The following is a 16,867-nucleotide window of genomic DNA, read 5'->3' as shown; positions in this document are numbered from 1 at the left end:
AGCGAGCCTCGAAGGGTCGACGGCCACCAGCCGGGCCGTACATCCTTCGAGACGCGGCGAAGACGCCGCTCCTCAGGATGACGGAGGTAACGTTCGAATAGTGTCGGGACTGGATACGTTTGAGCCGATGCAAAAATTCTTTCATGACGCCGTCGAGTTCGTGCCGATCCTGCTGCAGGGTGTCTGGCTGACCATCGTCGTCACCGTCGGCTCGCTCGTCCTTTCGACCGTGCTCGGGCTGGTGTGGGCCTTGATGCGGGTGTCCGGCATCGGCGTCCTGGTCGGGCTCAGCGCCTCGTTGATCAACGTGATCCGCGGCATCCCGATCATCGTGCTGCTGTTCTACATCTACTTCGTGATGCCAGATTTCGGCATCGCGCTGTCGGCGCTGCAGGCCGCGATCATCGGGCTCGGCATCGCCTATTCGGCCTATCAGGCGGAAAATTTCCGCGCCGGCATCGAGGCGATCGACAAGGGGCAGATCGAGGCGGCGCAGACCATCGGGATGGGCTGGTGGCTCACCATGCGCCGCGTGGTGCTGCCGCAGGCGGTCAGGATCATTTTGCCGCCCTACGGCAACATCATGATCATGATGCTGAAGGATTCCTCGCAGGCGTCCACCATCACGGTGGCCGAGCTGGCGCTGCAGGGCAAGCTGATCGCCTCCTCGACCTTCAAGAACACCAGCGTGTTCACACTGGTGGCGCTGATGTACCTCACCATGAGCATTCCGCTCATCCTGCTGGTTCGGCACTTCGAGAACAAGGCGAACCGCAAATGATCGAGCTCCGCGACGTCCACAAGAGTTTTGGCAAGGTCGAGGTGCTGAAGGGCATCACCGCCTCCGTCGCCAGGAGCGAGGTGGTCTGCATCATCGGCCCGTCCGGCTCCGGCAAGTCGACCATCCTGCGCTGCATCAACGGGCTCGAGAGCTACGATCGCGGCGAAATCAGCGTCGAAGGTGCGCGCGTCGACAGCAATGACCGCTCGATCGTGGCGATCCGCACCCAGGTCTCGATGGTATTCCAGCGCTTCAACCTGTTCCCACATCGCACCGCGCTCGAGAACGTCATCGAGGGGCCGCTTTATGTGAAGAAGGAGCCGCGTGAGCAGGCGATCGCCCGCGGCCGCGCGCTGCTCGCGCAGGTCGGGCTCGCCGACAAGGCGGAGGTGCATCCGCCAAAACTCTCCGGCGGTCAGCAGCAGCGCGTCGCGATCGCGCGGGCGCTGGCGATGCAGCCGAAGGCGATCCTGTTCGACGAGCCGACCTCCGCGCTCGATCCGGAACTGGTCGGCGAGGTGCTGTCGGTGATGCGCAAGCTCGCCGACGACGGCATGACCATGGTCGTCGTCACCCATGAAATGGGCTTTGCCCGCGACGTCGCCGACCGCGTGCTGTTCATCGACGGCGGCGTCATCGTCGAGCAGGGCGCCGCCAAATCCGTCCTCAACCAACCCGAGCACCCGCGCACCCAGGATTTCCTGCGCCGCGTGCTGCATCCGCTGTGAGCAGGTCACCTGTAATGAACGCGCCTATTCGCCTGCCGCTGCCACCGAGCCTCTATGCCGACACCGCGGTGCAGGCGACGCCGACGCCTCAGCTCACAGCGGACAAGAGCGTACCGGTCGCGATCATCGGCGGCGGCTTCACCGGCCTGTCGACCGCGCTGCACCTCGCCGAGCAGGGCGTGCTGGCGACCGTGCTGGAAGCGCAGGAGCCGGGCTGGGGCGCCTCCGGCAACAATGGCGGGCAGACCAATCCGGGACTGAAGCACGACCCCGACCAGATCGAGCAGGATTTCGGCACCGATCTCGGCCGCCGCATGATCGAGTTCTCCTACGGCACCACCAACTTCACGCATGACTTGATCCGCCGCTACCAGATCCCCTGCGAGGCCAGGCAGAACGGCACGCTGCGCGCCGCCTACAACGAGGCCAGCGCAGCGGCGATCGCGACCACGGCGAAGCAATGCATCCGGCGCGGCATGCCGGCGAAGCTGCTCGACGCCGCCGAGATGCGCCAGATGACCGGCAGCGACCGTTACCTCTGCGCCATGCTGGATGCGCGCGGCGGCGACCTGCATCCGCTGAGCTATGCGCGGGGTCTTGCGCGCGCCGCGATCGGGGCTGGCGCCGCCGTCCATGGCGAGACCCCGGCGCTGCGGCTGCGCCGCGACGGCGGCCGCTGGCGGATCGAGACGCCGCGCGCGGTCGTGCTCGCCGACAAGGTGCTGCTCGCGACCAACGGCTTTACCGATGATCTCTGGCCGGCGCTTCGCCGCAGCATCGTGCCGGTGTTCTCGTCGATCGCGGCGACGGCACCGCTGTCCGAGGCGATCGCGCGCGCGATCATGCCGACCCGGCCGGTGCTCTACGAAAGCGGCCACATCACGGTCTATTACCGCATCGACCAGCAAAATCGGCTCTTGATGGGCGGCCGCGGCCCGATGCGCTGGATCAGCAAGCCGACCGACGTCGCTTATCTGATCCGTTACGCCGAGCGGCTATGGCCGCAGCTCAAGGGCGTCAGCTGGACCCACGGCTGGAACAGCCGCCTTGCCATCACCGCCGATCACTACCCGCATGTCCATGAGCCCGCGGAGAATTTGCTGATCTCGCTCGGCTGCAACGGCCGCGGCGTCGCGCTCTCGACCGCGATGGGCGCACAGCTGGCGCGCCGGCTGATCGGCGGCCCCAAGGCCGAGATCGACATGCCCGTGACCGGCATCAAGCCGATCCCGATGCACGCCTTCTGGCGGGTCGGCGTCATCACGGCCGTGCTGACCGGCCGGGTGCGGGACCGCCTTGGTGTGTGAGGCATTTAACACAATTACAGAATGTGCTGGGCTAATCTCGCGCGTCGGATATATTCGCAGTCTTTACTGAAAGGCTGTTCATGCAGTGCGAGCGATGCGGCCGCGCAAACCGGGCTGGCAACGATTATTGTGAAGATTGCGGTGCGCCATTAGGCCTCAAATGTGACTCCTGTCAGCATGTGAACGGGCCCTCCAGCCGCTTCTGCGGCCGCTGCGGCACCGCGCTCGCCGCGGGCAGCGTCCGTCCCGACGCGCCCTCGCAGCGGCTGCTGCGTTCGCTGAGCACCAAGGGCGGCGAACGCAAGAACCTCACTCTGCTGTTTGCCGATATCCGCAACTCGACCAATCTGATCGACAGCCTCGGCGATCCCGAACTCGGGATGCGGCGGCTGGAGCCGGTGCTCGACCTGATGAAGGAAGCGGTCCACCGCTACGACGGCATCGTCAACAAGATCCAGGGTGACGGCGTCATGGCGCTGTTCGGCGCGCCGCCGCGCCCGCATGAAGATCATGCGGTCCGCGGCTGTCTCGCCGCGCTCGCCATGCAGGATTCGGTGGCCAGGCTCGCCGATCCCGGCATGCAGATCCGGGTCGGGCTGCACACCGGCGAAGTCGTCGTTCAAACGGTGGAAAACACAATCTATCAGACCTACGACGCCGCCGGCGCCAACGTCCATATCGCCAACCGGATGGAGCAGATGGCCGATGAGGGGGCGATCCTCATCACGCGGGACACCTATCTCGGCGCCAGGCAATTCGTCGAGGTCATGCCGCTCGGCATGCAGACCATTCGCGGCATCTCCATGCCGGTGGAGGTCTTTCGGCTGACCGGGCTGCTCAGCGCGCCCGCCAGCGACGTTTTCCGCAGCGGCCGCCGCCTGACCTCGATGGTCAACCGGACCGAGCAGATGGCGGCGTTGGAGCATGAGCTGTCGCGTGCAGTTGGCGGCGACGGCCGGGTCGTCGGCATGGTCGGCGACGCCGCGCATCGGCAAGAGCCGGCTCTGCTTCGAGTTCGCCGAAAACTGCCGCCGCAAGGGCATTCGCGTCTACGAGGCCCGCGTGCTGGCGCATGGCCGCGCAACACCGTTCCAGCCCGTGCTCGAGCTGTTGCGCGACATCTTCGGCATCCGCGCCAAGGAGCCGATCGAGACATCCCGGCGTCGCGTCATCGACCGCTTCGCCGAGATGGCCGCATCGGAGCAGGAACTGCTGGTGCTGCTCGAATTCCTCGGATTGGCTGATCCGGCGTATCCGGCCCCGAAGCTCGATCCGCGCGCGCTGCGGCTGCAACTGCTCGATCTCGTTCGAACCTTGGTGCATGCGCGCCCCGGCGACACGCCGGCGGTCGTCATGATCGAGGACCTGCACTGGATCGATGCCGCGAGCGAAGAGTTCGTCGAGACGCTGGTCGATGCCATCGTCGGCACCGCGACGTTGCTGGTGGTCAATTTCAGGCCGGGCTTCACGGCACCTTTCATGCAGCGTTCGCACTACCGTCAGATCGCAATACCGCCGCTGCCGTGGTCCGATTCGAACGAGCTGCTCCGCGAGCATTTCGGCAGGCATCCCTCGCTGGCCTCGCTGAGCAGCAACGTCATCGAACGCGCGCAGGGCAATCCGTTCTTCATCGAGGAGCTTGCCAACACCGTCGTGGAGCGCGGCAATGTCGAGGGCGAACGCGGCAACTACCGGCTCAAGCATGGCGTCGATGCGGTGCCGCTGCCCGCAACGGTGCAGGCTGTCGTGGCCGCCCGCATCGATCACCTCGAGGATATCGCCAAGCAGGTGCTGGAGACGGCGGCGGTGATCGGCCGGCTGGTCGCGATGTCGGTGCTGCGTCCGGTCGCGGCGTTGCCGAACGACGATTTGCAGAACGCCATCGCGCAGCTGCGCCAGGCCGAACTGCTGTACGACCTGCCGCCCTACGACAAGGGACTGCTGGCGTTTCGCCATCCATTGATCCAGGAGGTCGCCTACGCAACCCAGTTGCGGTCGCGGCTGACCACGCTGCATGCGACTGTCGCCAAGGCCATCGAGGGCTTCGACTGGGGCAAGCTCGACGAGTTTGCCGGGCTGCTCGCCTATCACTACGAGGCCGCGGGCCAGCCGCTGGAGGCGGTCACCCATTTGCAGCGTGCGGCGCGCTGGATCGGCAAGACCAACTCCGCCGAGGCAATGAAAAGCTGGAAAAAGGTTCGCGCCCTGCTGCAGGACCAGCCCCCGTCCGAATATGTCGATCGGCTGCGAGCGATGTCGAGCGGCCAGATCCTCAACTTCGGCTGGCGTGAGGGCATGTCCGCCGAAGAGGTCAAGCCCTACGCCGAAGAGGCGATCAAATACGCACGCGCGGCGGACCCGGTGCACGAGCCGATCCTGCTCGGCGCCTACGGCAGAATCCTGGCCGCGACCGCGGCGGCCGACGACTATGTCAATCTCGTGCAGGACGCCTTGAAGCTCACCTCCGGCACCGGGGACGTCGGACGGTTTGCGACGGTCAACGCCATGCTGAGCCAGGCGTTCTTCCTGTCGGGTCGTCTTGCCGAGGCGCTCGACGCCGGGCAGGTGGCGGTTGCCGCGATTGCCGAGCAGGGCGGTTTTCACAACAACGTCACACTCGGCCTCAACCCGAACCAGATTCTCGGCTTCGACGTCGAGCACTGGATCAGGTGTCTCGGCACCAGAATTCTGGTGCGGCTCGGCCGGTTCGACGAAGCCGAACGGCGGATCGCCGAGGTGCTGCGGGCCGAGCCGGAGCGCTTCGCCGCCGTCGTGCAGTTCATTCCGCATTTTGCGATGGTGGAGATGGGCTGGAGCCGCGGCCGGCCGGAACTCGCCAAGCCGCATGCGGCGAGGATCGCCGAACTGGCCGAGCAGTCCGGCACGCCCTATCTGCGGGTCGCGGCGCTCGCCAGCGCCGGCCTCGCCAGCGGCGCCGCGGGCGATTTCAAGGTTGCCGCCGCCCAGCTTCAGGAAGCGATCGACTTTGCGCGCTCTGCGCGAGCCGGCCTCGAATTCGAGGCGCGCATGCTGGCGGATCTGGCCGAGGCGCTCTATCGCGCCGCCGACCACCATGCGGCCCTGCAAGCGGTGGACGAGGCGCTGATGGTCGCGCGGCGAAGGACCGATCGCGTCGCCGAGTTGCACGCGACCGTGCTGCGCGGCCTGATCATTTGCGCCTTGGGCAGCACGTCACATGAGGAGCTTGACGAGATTGTCGGCGGCGCTCAGAATCTGCTCGATGTCTCGGGGGCAGTCTATTTCACACCACAACTCGATCAGCTTCGATTGCATCTTGAGCGACGCTAGACGCGACGATTTTTCATTTCTGGAAACAAGGTACTGAGGGGGTTTTAATGGGACGGATGATTCAAGACGATACGACGCGCGATGTCCTTGATCTGCTGAACAAGCGGTTTGGTCCCGGCGGGATCATGGAGATGGTGGAGCTGCAAAAGGAGTTCGACATCTTCTCTCCCAATCATCCCCTCGAACAGTCGTTCCGGCTGATCGGGATCGAGCCGGCCGACCGGGTCGAGCGGAAGCGCTGGTATACTTTCCTCGGCACGCTGAAGGACTATCCTTCCGATCAGCCCAATGTGAGCGGATACAAGCGGGTGGTCCAGGCGTTCCGGCAGGCGCTCACGCAGGGTCCGTATCTGCCGGTGCTCGTTAGCGTTCACGCCATGAAGGAAAATCCGAAGGTGACGTTTGCAGCCGATGGCCATACGCCGCTGATCTACTCGACCCAGTCGTATCGGGTTCTGTCGATCCCGACCAAGCCAAGCCAGGTCGCCCGCAAGGAGCTTGCTGCGATGGCGAAGCAGCGGCGGGCCAAAGCCAAGAAATGAGCAAGACGTGAGCATCGCAGCGGAGACCGCAGGTGTCGGCGCCGAAGGCGACCGGGCGCGGTTCTCCGACCTCTATGCCGATGTCGAATCCTACTACAGCGCGCGGGTCGCCAAATACGGCGCCACCCCGCGCGGAGTGGACTGGTCCTGCCAGGCCACCCAGGACCTGCGCTTCGTCCAGTTGCTGAAGCTCTGCGACTTCTCCGCACCGTTCAGCCTGAACGACATCGGCTGCGGATACGGCGCGCTGTGCGCCTATCTCGCAAGGCGCCATCCGCAAGCGGAGATCGACTATCTCGGGATCGACCTGTCGCTCGCCATGATCAGCCGCGCGCGCCGCCGTTTCTCGGCGCCGGGGCGCCGCTTCAAGGTCGGCAAGGGCGGCCTGCGTCGCGCGACCTATTCGGTCGCGAGCGGCATCATGAATGTCGATGTCGGCGGCTGCCGCCGATCCTGGGAGGCATTTGTCGCCGGGATGCTGGCCGACCTGCGCCGCGCCAGCCTGCGCGGCTTCAGCGTCAACTTCGTTACCGGCGGGACGGAAGGCACGGCGGCCGCCGATGCGTCGCCGGTGCAGCTCTATTGCACCAGCCCCGAGGCGTGGATCGATTATTGCGAACGCGAGCTTGGCTGCACCGTCGAGACCGTCGACGGCTACGGACTGAACGAAGTCACCCTGCTGGCGCGATGTAGGGATTGCTGATCGGGCTGCGGACTATCGCTTGTCCAGAATCCGCAACTCGGCCGTGGCGCTGGCGACCGTTACATCGCTGGCGTCGATCAGATCGGCTTCGACGATCATGTCGCGGTCGGTCTGCGAGATGACCTTCGCCTTGGCCGTGATCGGGCCGACGCGCGCCGGTTTGAGAAACCGCGTGGTGAGGGTCCTCGTCACGACGGTCCGCGTTGCGGGCAGCGCTGCGAGGGCGCCGAGACCGGTGGCTGAATCCAGCATCGCGGCAAGGAAACCGCCCTGGATCGTTCCATGGCGGTTGGTGAACAAGGGTTGCGCCTCGAAACGGACTGTGGCGATTTCACCGTCGAAGCCCAGCCACTCGCGCCCAAGAAGTTGCGCGCCGGGCGGCACGTCTGCGCTTGCTTCACTCAAGCCGGTCACCGCAATTGTTGTCGGTCCAAAAGTATCAGAGCGTCTGGCTCATGCAATGTCCGCGGGCGCGGGTGGCGAAAGGCGGCAAATCACTGAGTGGCGCGACCTTTTGCAGATCGTGTCGCGAGAATGCGAGCGTGTGACTCACAGGTCGTGCAACACATTCACTGTCGTCCCGGCGAAGGCCGGGACCCATAACCACCGATGGTCGTTGTTTCGCGATGCTGGAACGACGAGCGCGATCCACAATTCTCGCTGCGGCGTATGGGTCCCGGCCTGCGCCGGGACGACGGTGGAGAAGGAGTCGTGCGTATAACTCACCCCTCCGCGACCGCGTCGCCCCAGGGCTGGAACGGCTCGGTGACGCCGCTGTTGGTGGCGCCGTCGCGCAGCACGACGCTCGGGCAGGCGAACTTCATCGGCAGGGTCTGGATGCGGGCTTCCTCGAAGTCGAAGCGGCCGCGCAGCGCCTCGCGCACGCTCGCGGGCAGGCGCTTGTCGCCGATCACCACGGCGCCTTCGCTGGCGTCGATCCGGGGCTGGTGGATTGCGGCGTCGAGATCCATGCCGAAATCCATCACGAAGGAGAGCAGTTGCGACACGGCCGGCAGGATGCGGCGGCCGCCCGATGCGCCGGCGGCAAGCGTGCGGCCGTCGGCGGCCTGCGCCACGACCGGCGTGTAGTTGGTCAGGCAGCGCTTGCCGGGCGCGAGCGAGTTCGGATTGCCTTGCGTCGGATCGAACCACATGATGCCGTTGTTCATGGTCAGCCCGGTGTTCGGCGTCACGAATTTGGAGCCGAAGGTCGACAGCAGCGTCTGCGTCACCGCGGCCATGTTGCCGTCGCGGTCGACCGCGGAGAAATGCGTGGTGCAGCTTGGCGCGATTGCTTCGGCGCCGAGCGCGCGGCGGCCGTCGACGTCGCCCATGTCCTTCAGCCGCTCGCGATAGGCGGCTTGCAGCGCCTCGGCATAGGCTGCGTAGGCCGCCGCATCCGGACCGCCCTGCGCGGGCGCCAGCGCCTTTTGCAAAAGGCCGAGCGTGCGCGCCATGGTCGGACCCGCGGTCAGCTCCGGCGTCGCATAGACCGTGCCGCCGCGATAGGGAATTTTCAACGGCTCGCGCAGATGGGCACGGAAGGCGGCGAGGTCGCGCACCGACAGCGTGCCGCCGGCGGCCTGGATGTCGTCGGCGATGCTGCGCGCCAGATCGCCCTCGTAGAAATCGCGCGGGCCGGCCGCGGCGAGCTGCGCCATCGTGGCCTTCAGCCTGTCCTGCGGCATGCGGACCACCGACCTGATGCCCCATTGCGCATTCGGCGGCAGGCCATCCTGCAGATACGCCACCGCGCTGGCGGGATAGCGCCGCAGATCGGCGGCGGAGCTTGCGATCATCGCGGTGGTCCACCAATCGACCAGAAGGCCCTCGCCGGCGAGCTTGACGCTCGGCGCCAGCAGGTCCTTCCACGGCATTTTGGCGTGGCGACGATGCGCTTCCTCCATGCCGGCAACGACTCCGGGCACAGCGATCGAGCCGGGGCCGTGCAGGTTGCGGTCGTCCTTGACCCGCGCCCAGGGGAACAGGTCGGAGGCCGCGCCGCCGGTCAGCGGATAATCCTCGATGCGCAGGCCGTCGGGCGCGCGCATGCCGTAGTCGATCACCTCGACGCGGTTCTCCTTGGCGCGATAGAGCACCATCGCGCCGCCGCCGCCGGCGCCGCTCATCCAGGGCTCAACGACGCCAAGCGCGAAGGTGGTTGCGATCACGGCGTCGACGCAATCGCCGCCCGCAGCCAATACCTCCGCGCCGACCTCGGCCGCCCGGCGCGACTGTGCGGCGACGATGCCGCCCTTGGCGCTGACGGCCGGCTTGCGGATCACTTGCGAGTTGGAGAACTGGTCGGACATGGCGTTGCTTTCGCTGTTCTTGTTGCGGGTGGGACACGTTGGCGTAGCATGCCAAGCATGGCACTGTCAGTGCAACAACAAGAACCAATTTCAGGGAGCGGAAAATGACTGGTGTGAAGCGTGAACGGGACGGCAAGGTCGGCATCCTGACGCTCAACGATCCCGCGAGCCTGAACGCCATGACGCCGGAACTGCTCGGCGATCTCGCGCGCGCCGTCGGCGAGATGAGCCTCGATCCGGACATCCGCGCGCTGGTCCTGACCGGGGAGGGACGCGGCTTCTGCTCCGGGCAGAACCTCAAGGCGTTCCAGTCGCTCGGCGACAACATCTACACCGGCGTGATGAGGCATTATTGGCCGGCGATGCAGGCCTTGCGCGAATGCCGCGTGCCGGTGGTGGTCGCGGTCAACGGCGTCGCGGCCGGCGGTGGCTTCAGCCTCGCGATGTCCGGCGACATCATCCTGGCGGCGCGCTCGGCGAGCTTCATCCAGGTGTTCAGCCGGATCGGCCTGGTGCCGGATCTCGGCTCGACCTGGCTGTTGCCGCGCCTGATCGGCCGCCAGCGCGCGCTCGACCTGATGCTGCTGAACGAGCCGCTGCCGGCCGAGCGGGCCAAGGAGTGGGGGTTGGTGCGCGACGTGGTCGACGATGCCAAACTGCTCGACGAGGCGAAGGCGCTCGCCGGTCGTCTCGCGGACGGACCGACGCGCGCGCTGGTCGCGACGCGGCAGCTCCTCGAGGAGAGCGAGCACGCCAGCTACGCCGATCAGTTTCGGCGTGAGATCGAGCTCCAGCAGGTGATCCGCGAGAGCGCCGACGCGAAGGAAGGCCGCCAGGCCTTCGTCGAGAAACGCAAGGCTCAGTTCACGGGACGCTAGAGCGGGATGAGCTTACCTAAATCGAGCGGCGAGCTCCGCTTCACCTCGCCCCGCGTGCGGGGAGAGGTCGGAACGCATCGTTCGATGCGTTCCGGGTGAGGGGGAGTCTCCGCGAATACAGCTATCACCAGACATATGCGGAGGCAGCCCCTCACCCAACCCTCTCCCCGTAAGAACGGGGCGAGGGAGCGCAGCGCCGTCGCTGTTCGGCGCAATCTCAGGATGCTCCAGGCCTTGATCGTGGGCGTGCTAGCCGATCGCAATCGCGATCTTGCCGAAATGCGCGCCACTCGCCATGTGGGCGAACGCTGCCTTGGCCTGGTCGAACGCGAACACTTTGTCGATGACAGGCTTGACGCCGTGCAGGCTGATGCCGTCGCACAGCGCCTGCAGATCCTCGATTGAGCCGACGGTGACGCCTTGCAGCCGCTGCTGCTGCATCACCATCAGCGGCAGCCGCGTGTCGGACGCGGCGGGACCTGCGAGCACGCCGATGAAGGCGATGGTGCCGCCGATCCTGGTGGCGCGGATCGACTCGTTCAGCGTGCCGACGCCGCCGACCTCGACGACGAGATCGACACCGCGTCCGGTGAGTTCGCGCGCCTTCTTGCCCCAATCGGGCGTGGACTTGTAGTTAAGCGTGACATCGGCGCCGAGCTGCTTCAGCCGCGCGATTTTGGCGTCGCTGGAGGATGTCGCGATGACGCGGGCGCCGCACATCTTGGCGAATTGCAGCGCGAACAGCGAGACGCCGCCGGTGCCCTGGGTCAGCACCGTCTGCCCCGGCTTGAGGTCGCCGAGCTTGACCACCGCGCTCCACGCCGTGAGGCCGGCGCATGGCAGTGCCGCGGCCTCGATATCATTCAGATGATCCGGCGTGCGCACCAGCGCATGCGCGGGGAAGACCCGGTACTCGGTCAGCACACCGTCGACGCTGCCGCCGAGCGCCGCGCGCATCCGCGCCTCGCTCGGCTCGCCGGCGAGCCAGCTTTCGAAGAAGCTGCCGATCACGCGATCGCCGGGTGCGAAGGTCCTGACGCCGGCGCCGACCGCCTCGACCACGCCGGCGCCGTCGGAGACCGGCACCAGCGGAAATTTCTGGCGCGAGCCGTAACCGCCCTTGACCGTGAGCAGGTCGCGATAGTTCAGCGTCGCCGCCTTCAGCCGCACCAGGACCTCGCCCGGGCCGGCTTGCGGAACCGGCTTGTCGACCAGCGCCAGCGCGTCGACGCCGCCGGGGCCTTGCAACTCATAGCATTTCACGGAACGTCTCCTGCTCGGTGCTCTTGTCTTGGGCTGCGCTCGCGGCGCTGCCACGCATGCGCTGAGCATATGTCAGGCCTGCCGCGCGTGGCCATAGCGCGCAGTGGGATTGATGGAATGGCGCCCATGCCCGAACGCGCTGGCGCGCGACCGGGAAATACCGCCAATCTGAGCCGTCAATGAAGTGACCGAGCGGAGGTGACCATGGCTGCCTTGCTTGAGACGAAGCGCGATCTGCTCGCCACGCTCGCACGCGGCGCGGTTCGCGTGCTGCTTGCCGCTGCATGGATCGCTTGCGGTGGTGCGATGGCCGCAGCAGACGACAGCCTCTACCGCGCGCAAACCGTCGTCACCGGCCAGGGCGAGCCGAACCGCATCGTAGGCTTCGGGGCGTGTCTGGAGGACGTCCTGATCAAGGTTTCCGGTCAGCCAATGCTGGCAGGCGACCACCGGCTTGCCGCGTACAAATCGAAGGCCAAGGCGTTCGTCAGCAGTTTCGACTATCACGATCAATATGCCGGCAAGCCGCATCATGACGAGCAGGGCACCCGCGACCGGCCCTACGACCTGACGGTGAATTTCGACGAGAAGAAGATCGACGGCATTCTCGCCAGGCTCGGTCTCAAGCCGTGGCGGTCGCAGCGACCGGTGCTCGGCGTCTTCGCCGAGATGCAGCACGGCCCGAAGGACTACGTCGTCACATCCGACGGGACGCAGTCCGACCTGCAACGCGACGCGCTTGCGGCTGCGGCCGGAAAACGCGGCATGCGCTTCGTGCTGCCCGATACAGCGGCATTGACGAGCGCCAACCTCACCGCCGCCGAACTGTTGAAGACGCCGCCGGCGAAGCTGAGTTCGATCGTCGCGGCGCAAGGCGAGGCCACCCTGCTCGGTCGGCTGGTCTGGGACGACAAGGATCTCGGCTGGGCCACGCAATGGCGGATGGCCTGGCACGGCAAGGATTACAAATGGCAGTTTCGCGGCGTCACCTTCGATGAAGCCTTCCTCCGCGGCATCGGCGGCGCCGCGCAGGTGCTGTCGGGCAATGGCGATCCGGGGCGATCGAAATGAGCTTGCGCGCGCAGCGGCTGGATCGCGCTAGGACCGATCGACATTCATTGCATCCAGATCATTGCGGCAGCGAGATGGATGAAGCCGGTAAAGTTGTCAGATCGCCTGTCATAACGGGTTGCCAAGCGTCGGAAGTGTTTGAGCTGGCCAAAGCAGCGCTCGATGCGGTTGCGCTGTTTGTATGCGTCGGCGTCGTGCGGAATGATGATCCTGCGGGTGCGGTTTGACGGGATCACCGCCGTTGCGCCGATTTCCGCGATGATCGCACGCAGGGCGTTGCTGTCATAGGCCTTGTCGGCGAGCACGGCATCGCCGCTTTGGCCGTGGAGCAGTGCCGGCGCCTGGGTGATGTCATTAACTTGCCCAGCCGTGACGATGAAGCGGAGCGGACGGCCGAGCGCATCAGCCAGCATGTGGATCTTGGTGGTCAGTCCACCTCGGGAACGCCCCAGCGCCTGATCTTTGGCCCCCCTTTTCCGCTCGTCGCCTGCTGGTGGGCGCGAACGATGGTGCTGTCGATCATCAGATACTGGTTGTCGCGATCGGCGGTCAGAGCAGCGAACACGCACTCCCAGACGCCGGCATGGCACCAGCGGCTGAAGCGCTGATGCACCGTTTTCCACTTGCCGTACCGTTCCGGCAGGTCGCTCCAGTGTGCGCCCGATCGCAAAACCCACAAACATCCGTTGACGAACAGTCGATTGTCCGCAGCCGTACGTCCCGGGTCGCCAGCTTTCCCCGGCAGCAGTGGCGCAATCCTCGCCCATTGCGCCTCCGTCAGCTCATATCGTTTCGCCGCCACCATCTGCTCCGTGTCTCGAATCACGGAACTCTATGAATCAGCGATCAAACCGCTTGGGAATCCTGAATGTCGATCGGTCCTAGAGCCCCGTTCCGATTGAATCGGAACGGGGCTCTAGATTCTCATTTTGACGCGTTTTCTTCACGCGAACCGGTATCCACTTCGCTCGAAAACGCTCTACCCGGCGTAGCCAAGCGTCTGCGACGGATACTCCCCGAACATCGCGCGGTAATATTGCGAGAAGCGCCCGAGTTCGATGAAGCCCTGTTCGATCGCAACCTTGGAGACGGTGGTCTGGTCCGGGGTGCTTTCGCGCAGGATCGAACGGATCATGCAGAGCCGCTTGTAGCGCAGGAAAGTCACCGGGCCGACCCCGAACACCTCGTGGAAGGCGCGGTGCAGGCTGCGTCGCGACAGCCGAAGCTCGGTGCAGATTTCCGAGACGTGGACCGGGCGCGTGCCCGCGGCGTGCAGATAGTCCTCGACATGGCGCACCAAGCGCATCGCCGACGGCAGATAGCTCGTTCCGTCGGGCGGCAGCGATGTCACGACCGTTGCGGTCACGCAGTCGACGATCGCGCGCCTCCAGAAGTCGGCCGACGCGTCCGTCAAGGCGTCCGGATAGCGCGCGAGGTGCGCGACGATCCGCGGCAGTTTGTCCGCCGCGCCCATGCCGATCGTGGGGTCGGCGCGAAAGTGGTTCTTCGCCTGCCAGGTTTCGGCGTCGGCGAGCCGCGGCTCGCCGCCGAATATGTCGGGCAGATCGGAGAGGTCGAAGCGGATGGCCGCGTAGGACGAAGCGCTGTGAAAGACCCCGTCATGCTCGACCGACGGCGGAATCACCAGCACATCGGCCGGCTGCATGTCGAACGCCCAATGCGTGACACGGTCGGTCGCGTTCAGCAGCATCCCGATGATCAGCTTGGGATCGGTCGAGATGCGCTGGGTGCGGACCCCGACATTGAATGCGCCGATGCTGAGCGAAAAATCACCGATCCCGACGTGAGACAATGTGCCGCGCAACTTGCCGCGCTCAAGCTGCATGACATCGACATGCGAGCCTTTGACGGCATCGTAAAGACCCTCGAAGCCGTCAAGCTCGCCGGTGCTAACCGTCAGGTGTTGGCCCATATCCACGTTCACAACTGCAGCGCGATTAATCTACTAAAACCAAATGCTTGAAGTCGGTGCAAGTCGGTACAAAAAGTGTGCCCCGCGACAATGTGCCTAAATTGGTTTGATTCGCATGGCGAGATCGTGATGCGGATTTGCAAACGTGCGGATTTTCGCTTGTTTTTCCGAGAAAGCAATAAGGCCGACCGGATCGGATTGATCGAATTGGAGCATCTTTCGTTAAGCCTGCACGCCTCGGGGTTGAGATTGGCACAAAGTGCACATCACTTGTATAGTGCGTTTCGCTATCGTTTGAACTGACAGCAGAATTCGCTCGTGACAACGTCCAGTGGAACGAGGCACGATGGAGAGCACTGTGCATGCAAGTGTGCACATGGATTGGCAACGGAGGAGAAAGGGAAGAAGACCTGACGGATCAACGCTGCCGAAAAGTGCAGCACAGAAAAATGGAAGGGCGCGACAATGCACTCAGGCACGATGCAATCATGCACGACGTTCGGTCACCGAGATCATAAGGCTCCGATCTTCAACAGGATTTTCCGTCTGGCGCTCGTTGGAGCAGCCGCGATTGTCGCGCAAGCAGGCCCGGCGTCGGCGGTCAGCATCGGCTCTTCCGCTTCACTGCCGATCATCACACAGCAGGAAGGCAGCGGTAACGTTGTGCAGGTGCGCGCTGTCGCGCGCCGGGGCGGCGTTGCCGTCGGACCACGCGGCGGTGCGGTAGCTTACCGGAGCCGGATGGTGGTGGGGCCGGGCGTTCGCCCCGGCTGGCACGGCGGCGGCACGCGCTGGGTCGGACCGCGGCCGGGAGGTTGGGCGCGGCCCGGCTGGTACGGCTGGCCGGTCGGGGGCGCGGTCGCGGCCGGCGCAGCGATCGGGTTCGTCAGCGCGGCGAGCGCAGCCGCCTGGGCGGGACCGGCACCGGCAGCGGGCATGTGCTGGTACTACACCGACCCGTCTCGAACACAGGGCTTCTGGGACTACTGCTCGCGGTAATGCCCAAAGAGGTGCATCGCCATGTCCCGGGTAGAGATCGCCTCCGCTGAACGAGAGCGTGACGACCGCGTCCAGACCGACGACATGGTCTGGATTCCCGGCGGCACGTTCCGCATGGGCTCCGACCATCACTATCCCGAGGAGGCGCCGGCGCATCGCGCCTCGGTCGACGGCTTCTGGATCGACCGCACCCCGGTGACCAACGCTCAATTCCGCGAATTCGTGCGGGAGACCGGGCACATCACGGTCGCCGAGCGACCGCCGGATCCTGCGCAATATCCGGGTGCGCTGCCGCATATGCTCTACGCCGGCTCGCTGGTGTTTCAGCCGCCGCGCCGCGTCACCACCCTGCGCGACTGGAGCCAATGGTGGACCTTGATGAAGGGCGCGAACTGGCGCCGCCCCTACGGCCCGCGCAGCAACATCAACGTGCTCGGCAGCCATCCGGTGGTCCACGTCGCCTATGCCGATGCGCTCGCCTACGCCAAATGGGCCAGCAAGGAGCTTCCGACCGAAGCCGAGTGGGAGTTCGCGGCGCGCGGCGGGCTCGAGGCCGAGGAGTTCGCCTGGGGCAACGCCTTGACGCCCGGCGGCAAGCACATGGCCAATACCTGGCAGGGCAATTTCCCGATTCAGAACCTCTGCGAGGACGGCTTCGACCGGACCTCGCCGGTGACCGCGTTTCCGCCCAATGGCTACGGCGTCCACGACATGATCGGCAATGTCTGGGAGTGGACCGCCGACTGGTGGTCCGCCCGTCATGAGGCCGACGCCGCGAAGCCCTGCTGCATCCCGCAGAATCCGCGCGGCGGCCGCGAGGAGGCGAGCTACGACCCCGCCCAGCCCGCGATCAAGATCCCGCGCAAGGTTCTCAAGGGCGGCTCGCATCTGTGCGCACCGAATTACTGTCGCCGGTATCGCCCTGCCGCCCGCCATGCCGAGCCGGTCGACACCTCGACCAGCCATGTCGGCTTTCGCTGCGTGGTGCGCCGACCCGATTCTCAATCGTCACAAAAACCGTTCGACAAGCAAGGAGCGTAA

The 16,867-nt window shown here is 65.6% G+C and carries 14 protein-coding genes and 2 pseudogenes; 11 read left to right on the top strand and 5 right to left on the bottom strand.

What is annotated here, in order from left to right; translation table 11 throughout:
• Nucleotides 1-127 precede the first annotated feature (127 nt).
• From ACVMB1_RS23610 to ACVMB1_RS23580, 7 genes and pseudogenes are all read left to right on the top strand, one after another.
• Entirely contained in the window at nt 128-781 is a 654-nt protein-coding gene (locus ACVMB1_RS23610; RefSeq protein WP_057015170.1) for an amino acid ABC transporter permease, read from the top strand.
• Nucleotides 778-1,509, top strand: a complete 732-nt coding sequence (locus tag ACVMB1_RS23605) for an amino acid ABC transporter ATP-binding protein (RefSeq protein WP_076823713.1) — start codon at nt 778-780, stop codon at nt 1,507-1,509. Before ACVMB1_RS23610 ends, ACVMB1_RS23605 begins: the two co-directional genes overlap by 4 nt.
• A 14-nt stretch (nt 1,510-1,523) precedes the next feature.
• Nucleotides 1,524-2,816, top strand: a complete 1,293-nt coding sequence (locus tag ACVMB1_RS23600) for an NAD(P)/FAD-dependent oxidoreductase (protein ID WP_076823716.1) — start codon at nt 1,524-1,526, stop codon at nt 2,814-2,816.
• A gap of 80 nt (nt 2,817-2,896) precedes the next feature.
• Nucleotides 2,897-3,553, top strand: a pseudogene (locus ACVMB1_RS23595) (adenylate/guanylate cyclase domain-containing protein); the annotation flags it as partial.
• Nucleotides 3,554-3,740: 187 nt separating this feature from the next.
• Complete coding sequence (locus tag ACVMB1_RS23590; RefSeq protein ID WP_456849270.1) at nt 3,741-6,125, top strand: ATP-binding protein; 2,385 nt, start codon at nt 3,741-3,743, stop codon at nt 6,123-6,125.
• A 47-nt stretch (nt 6,126-6,172) separates the two neighbouring features.
• Complete coding sequence (locus tag ACVMB1_RS23585) at nt 6,173-6,667, top strand: hypothetical protein (RefSeq protein ID WP_057015167.1); 495 nt, start codon at nt 6,173-6,175, stop codon at nt 6,665-6,667.
• Nucleotides 6,668-6,674: 7 nt separating this feature from the next.
• Nucleotides 6,675-7,370, top strand: coding sequence for a class I SAM-dependent methyltransferase (locus tag ACVMB1_RS23580; RefSeq protein ID WP_083714852.1), 696 nt, complete (start codon nt 6,675-6,677; stop codon nt 7,368-7,370).
• 12 nt (nt 7,371-7,382) lie between these two features.
• Here the strand turns inward: ACVMB1_RS23580 and ACVMB1_RS23575 are convergent, their stop codons facing one another.
• Complete coding sequence (locus ACVMB1_RS23575) at nt 7,383-7,784, bottom strand: PaaI family thioesterase (protein WP_244558637.1); 402 nt, start codon at nt 7,782-7,784, stop codon at nt 7,383-7,385.
• Between the two features lie 308 nt (nt 7,785-8,092).
• On the bottom strand, nt 8,093-9,682 hold the full coding sequence (locus ACVMB1_RS23570) for a gamma-glutamyltransferase (protein ID WP_076823724.1): 1,590 nt from the start codon (nt 9,680-9,682) through the stop codon (nt 8,093-8,095).
• Between the two features lie 104 nt (nt 9,683-9,786).
• On the opposite strand from ACVMB1_RS23570, the gene ACVMB1_RS23565 reads away from it, so the two are divergent.
• Nucleotides 9,787-10,560, top strand: a complete 774-nt coding sequence (locus tag ACVMB1_RS23565) for an enoyl-CoA hydratase-related protein (protein WP_026193208.1) — start codon at nt 9,787-9,789, stop codon at nt 10,558-10,560.
• A gap of 249 nt (nt 10,561-10,809) precedes the next feature.
• Here ACVMB1_RS23565 and ACVMB1_RS23560 read toward each other — a convergent pair whose 3' ends face one another.
• Complete coding sequence (locus tag ACVMB1_RS23560) at nt 10,810-11,823, bottom strand: zinc-dependent alcohol dehydrogenase family protein (protein ID WP_057021064.1); 1,014 nt, start codon at nt 11,821-11,823, stop codon at nt 10,810-10,812.
• A gap of 204 nt (nt 11,824-12,027) precedes the next feature.
• Here ACVMB1_RS23560 and ACVMB1_RS23555 point away from each other — a divergent pair, with 204 nt between their 5' ends.
• Nucleotides 12,028-12,894 (top strand): DUF2066 domain-containing protein, encoded by an 867-nt coding sequence (locus tag ACVMB1_RS23555; protein WP_076823726.1) that lies wholly within the window; start codon nt 12,028-12,030, stop codon nt 12,892-12,894.
• Nucleotides 12,895-12,938: 44 nt separating this feature from the next.
• Here the strand turns inward: ACVMB1_RS23555 and ACVMB1_RS23550 are convergent.
• Nucleotides 12,939-13,699: pseudogene (locus ACVMB1_RS23550) on the bottom strand (IS5 family transposase).
• Nucleotides 13,700-13,873: 174 nt separating this feature from the next.
• Nucleotides 13,874-14,827 carry an AraC family transcriptional regulator gene (locus ACVMB1_RS23545; protein ID WP_076823731.1) on the bottom strand — a complete coding sequence of 318 codons (954 nt, stop codon included), beginning with the start codon at nt 14,825-14,827 and terminating at the stop codon, nt 13,874-13,876.
• A gap of 744 nt (nt 14,828-15,571) precedes the next feature.
• Here ACVMB1_RS23545 and ACVMB1_RS23540 point away from each other — a divergent pair.
• Nucleotides 15,572-15,826, top strand: coding sequence for a hypothetical protein (locus ACVMB1_RS23540; protein ID WP_456822351.1), 255 nt, complete (start codon nt 15,572-15,574; stop codon nt 15,824-15,826).
• Nucleotides 15,827-15,847: 21 nt separating this feature from the next.
• Nucleotides 15,848-16,867 carry a formylglycine-generating enzyme family protein gene (locus tag ACVMB1_RS23535; RefSeq protein ID WP_141339642.1) on the top strand — a complete coding sequence of 340 codons (1,020 nt, stop codon included), beginning with the start codon at nt 15,848-15,850 and terminating at the stop codon, nt 16,865-16,867.

The organism is Bradyrhizobium sp. USDA 4504 (genome assembly GCF_054063995.1).
The sequence above is the reverse complement of the archived record's forward strand: the minus strand, read 5'-3'. Positions and strand labels throughout refer to the sequence as shown.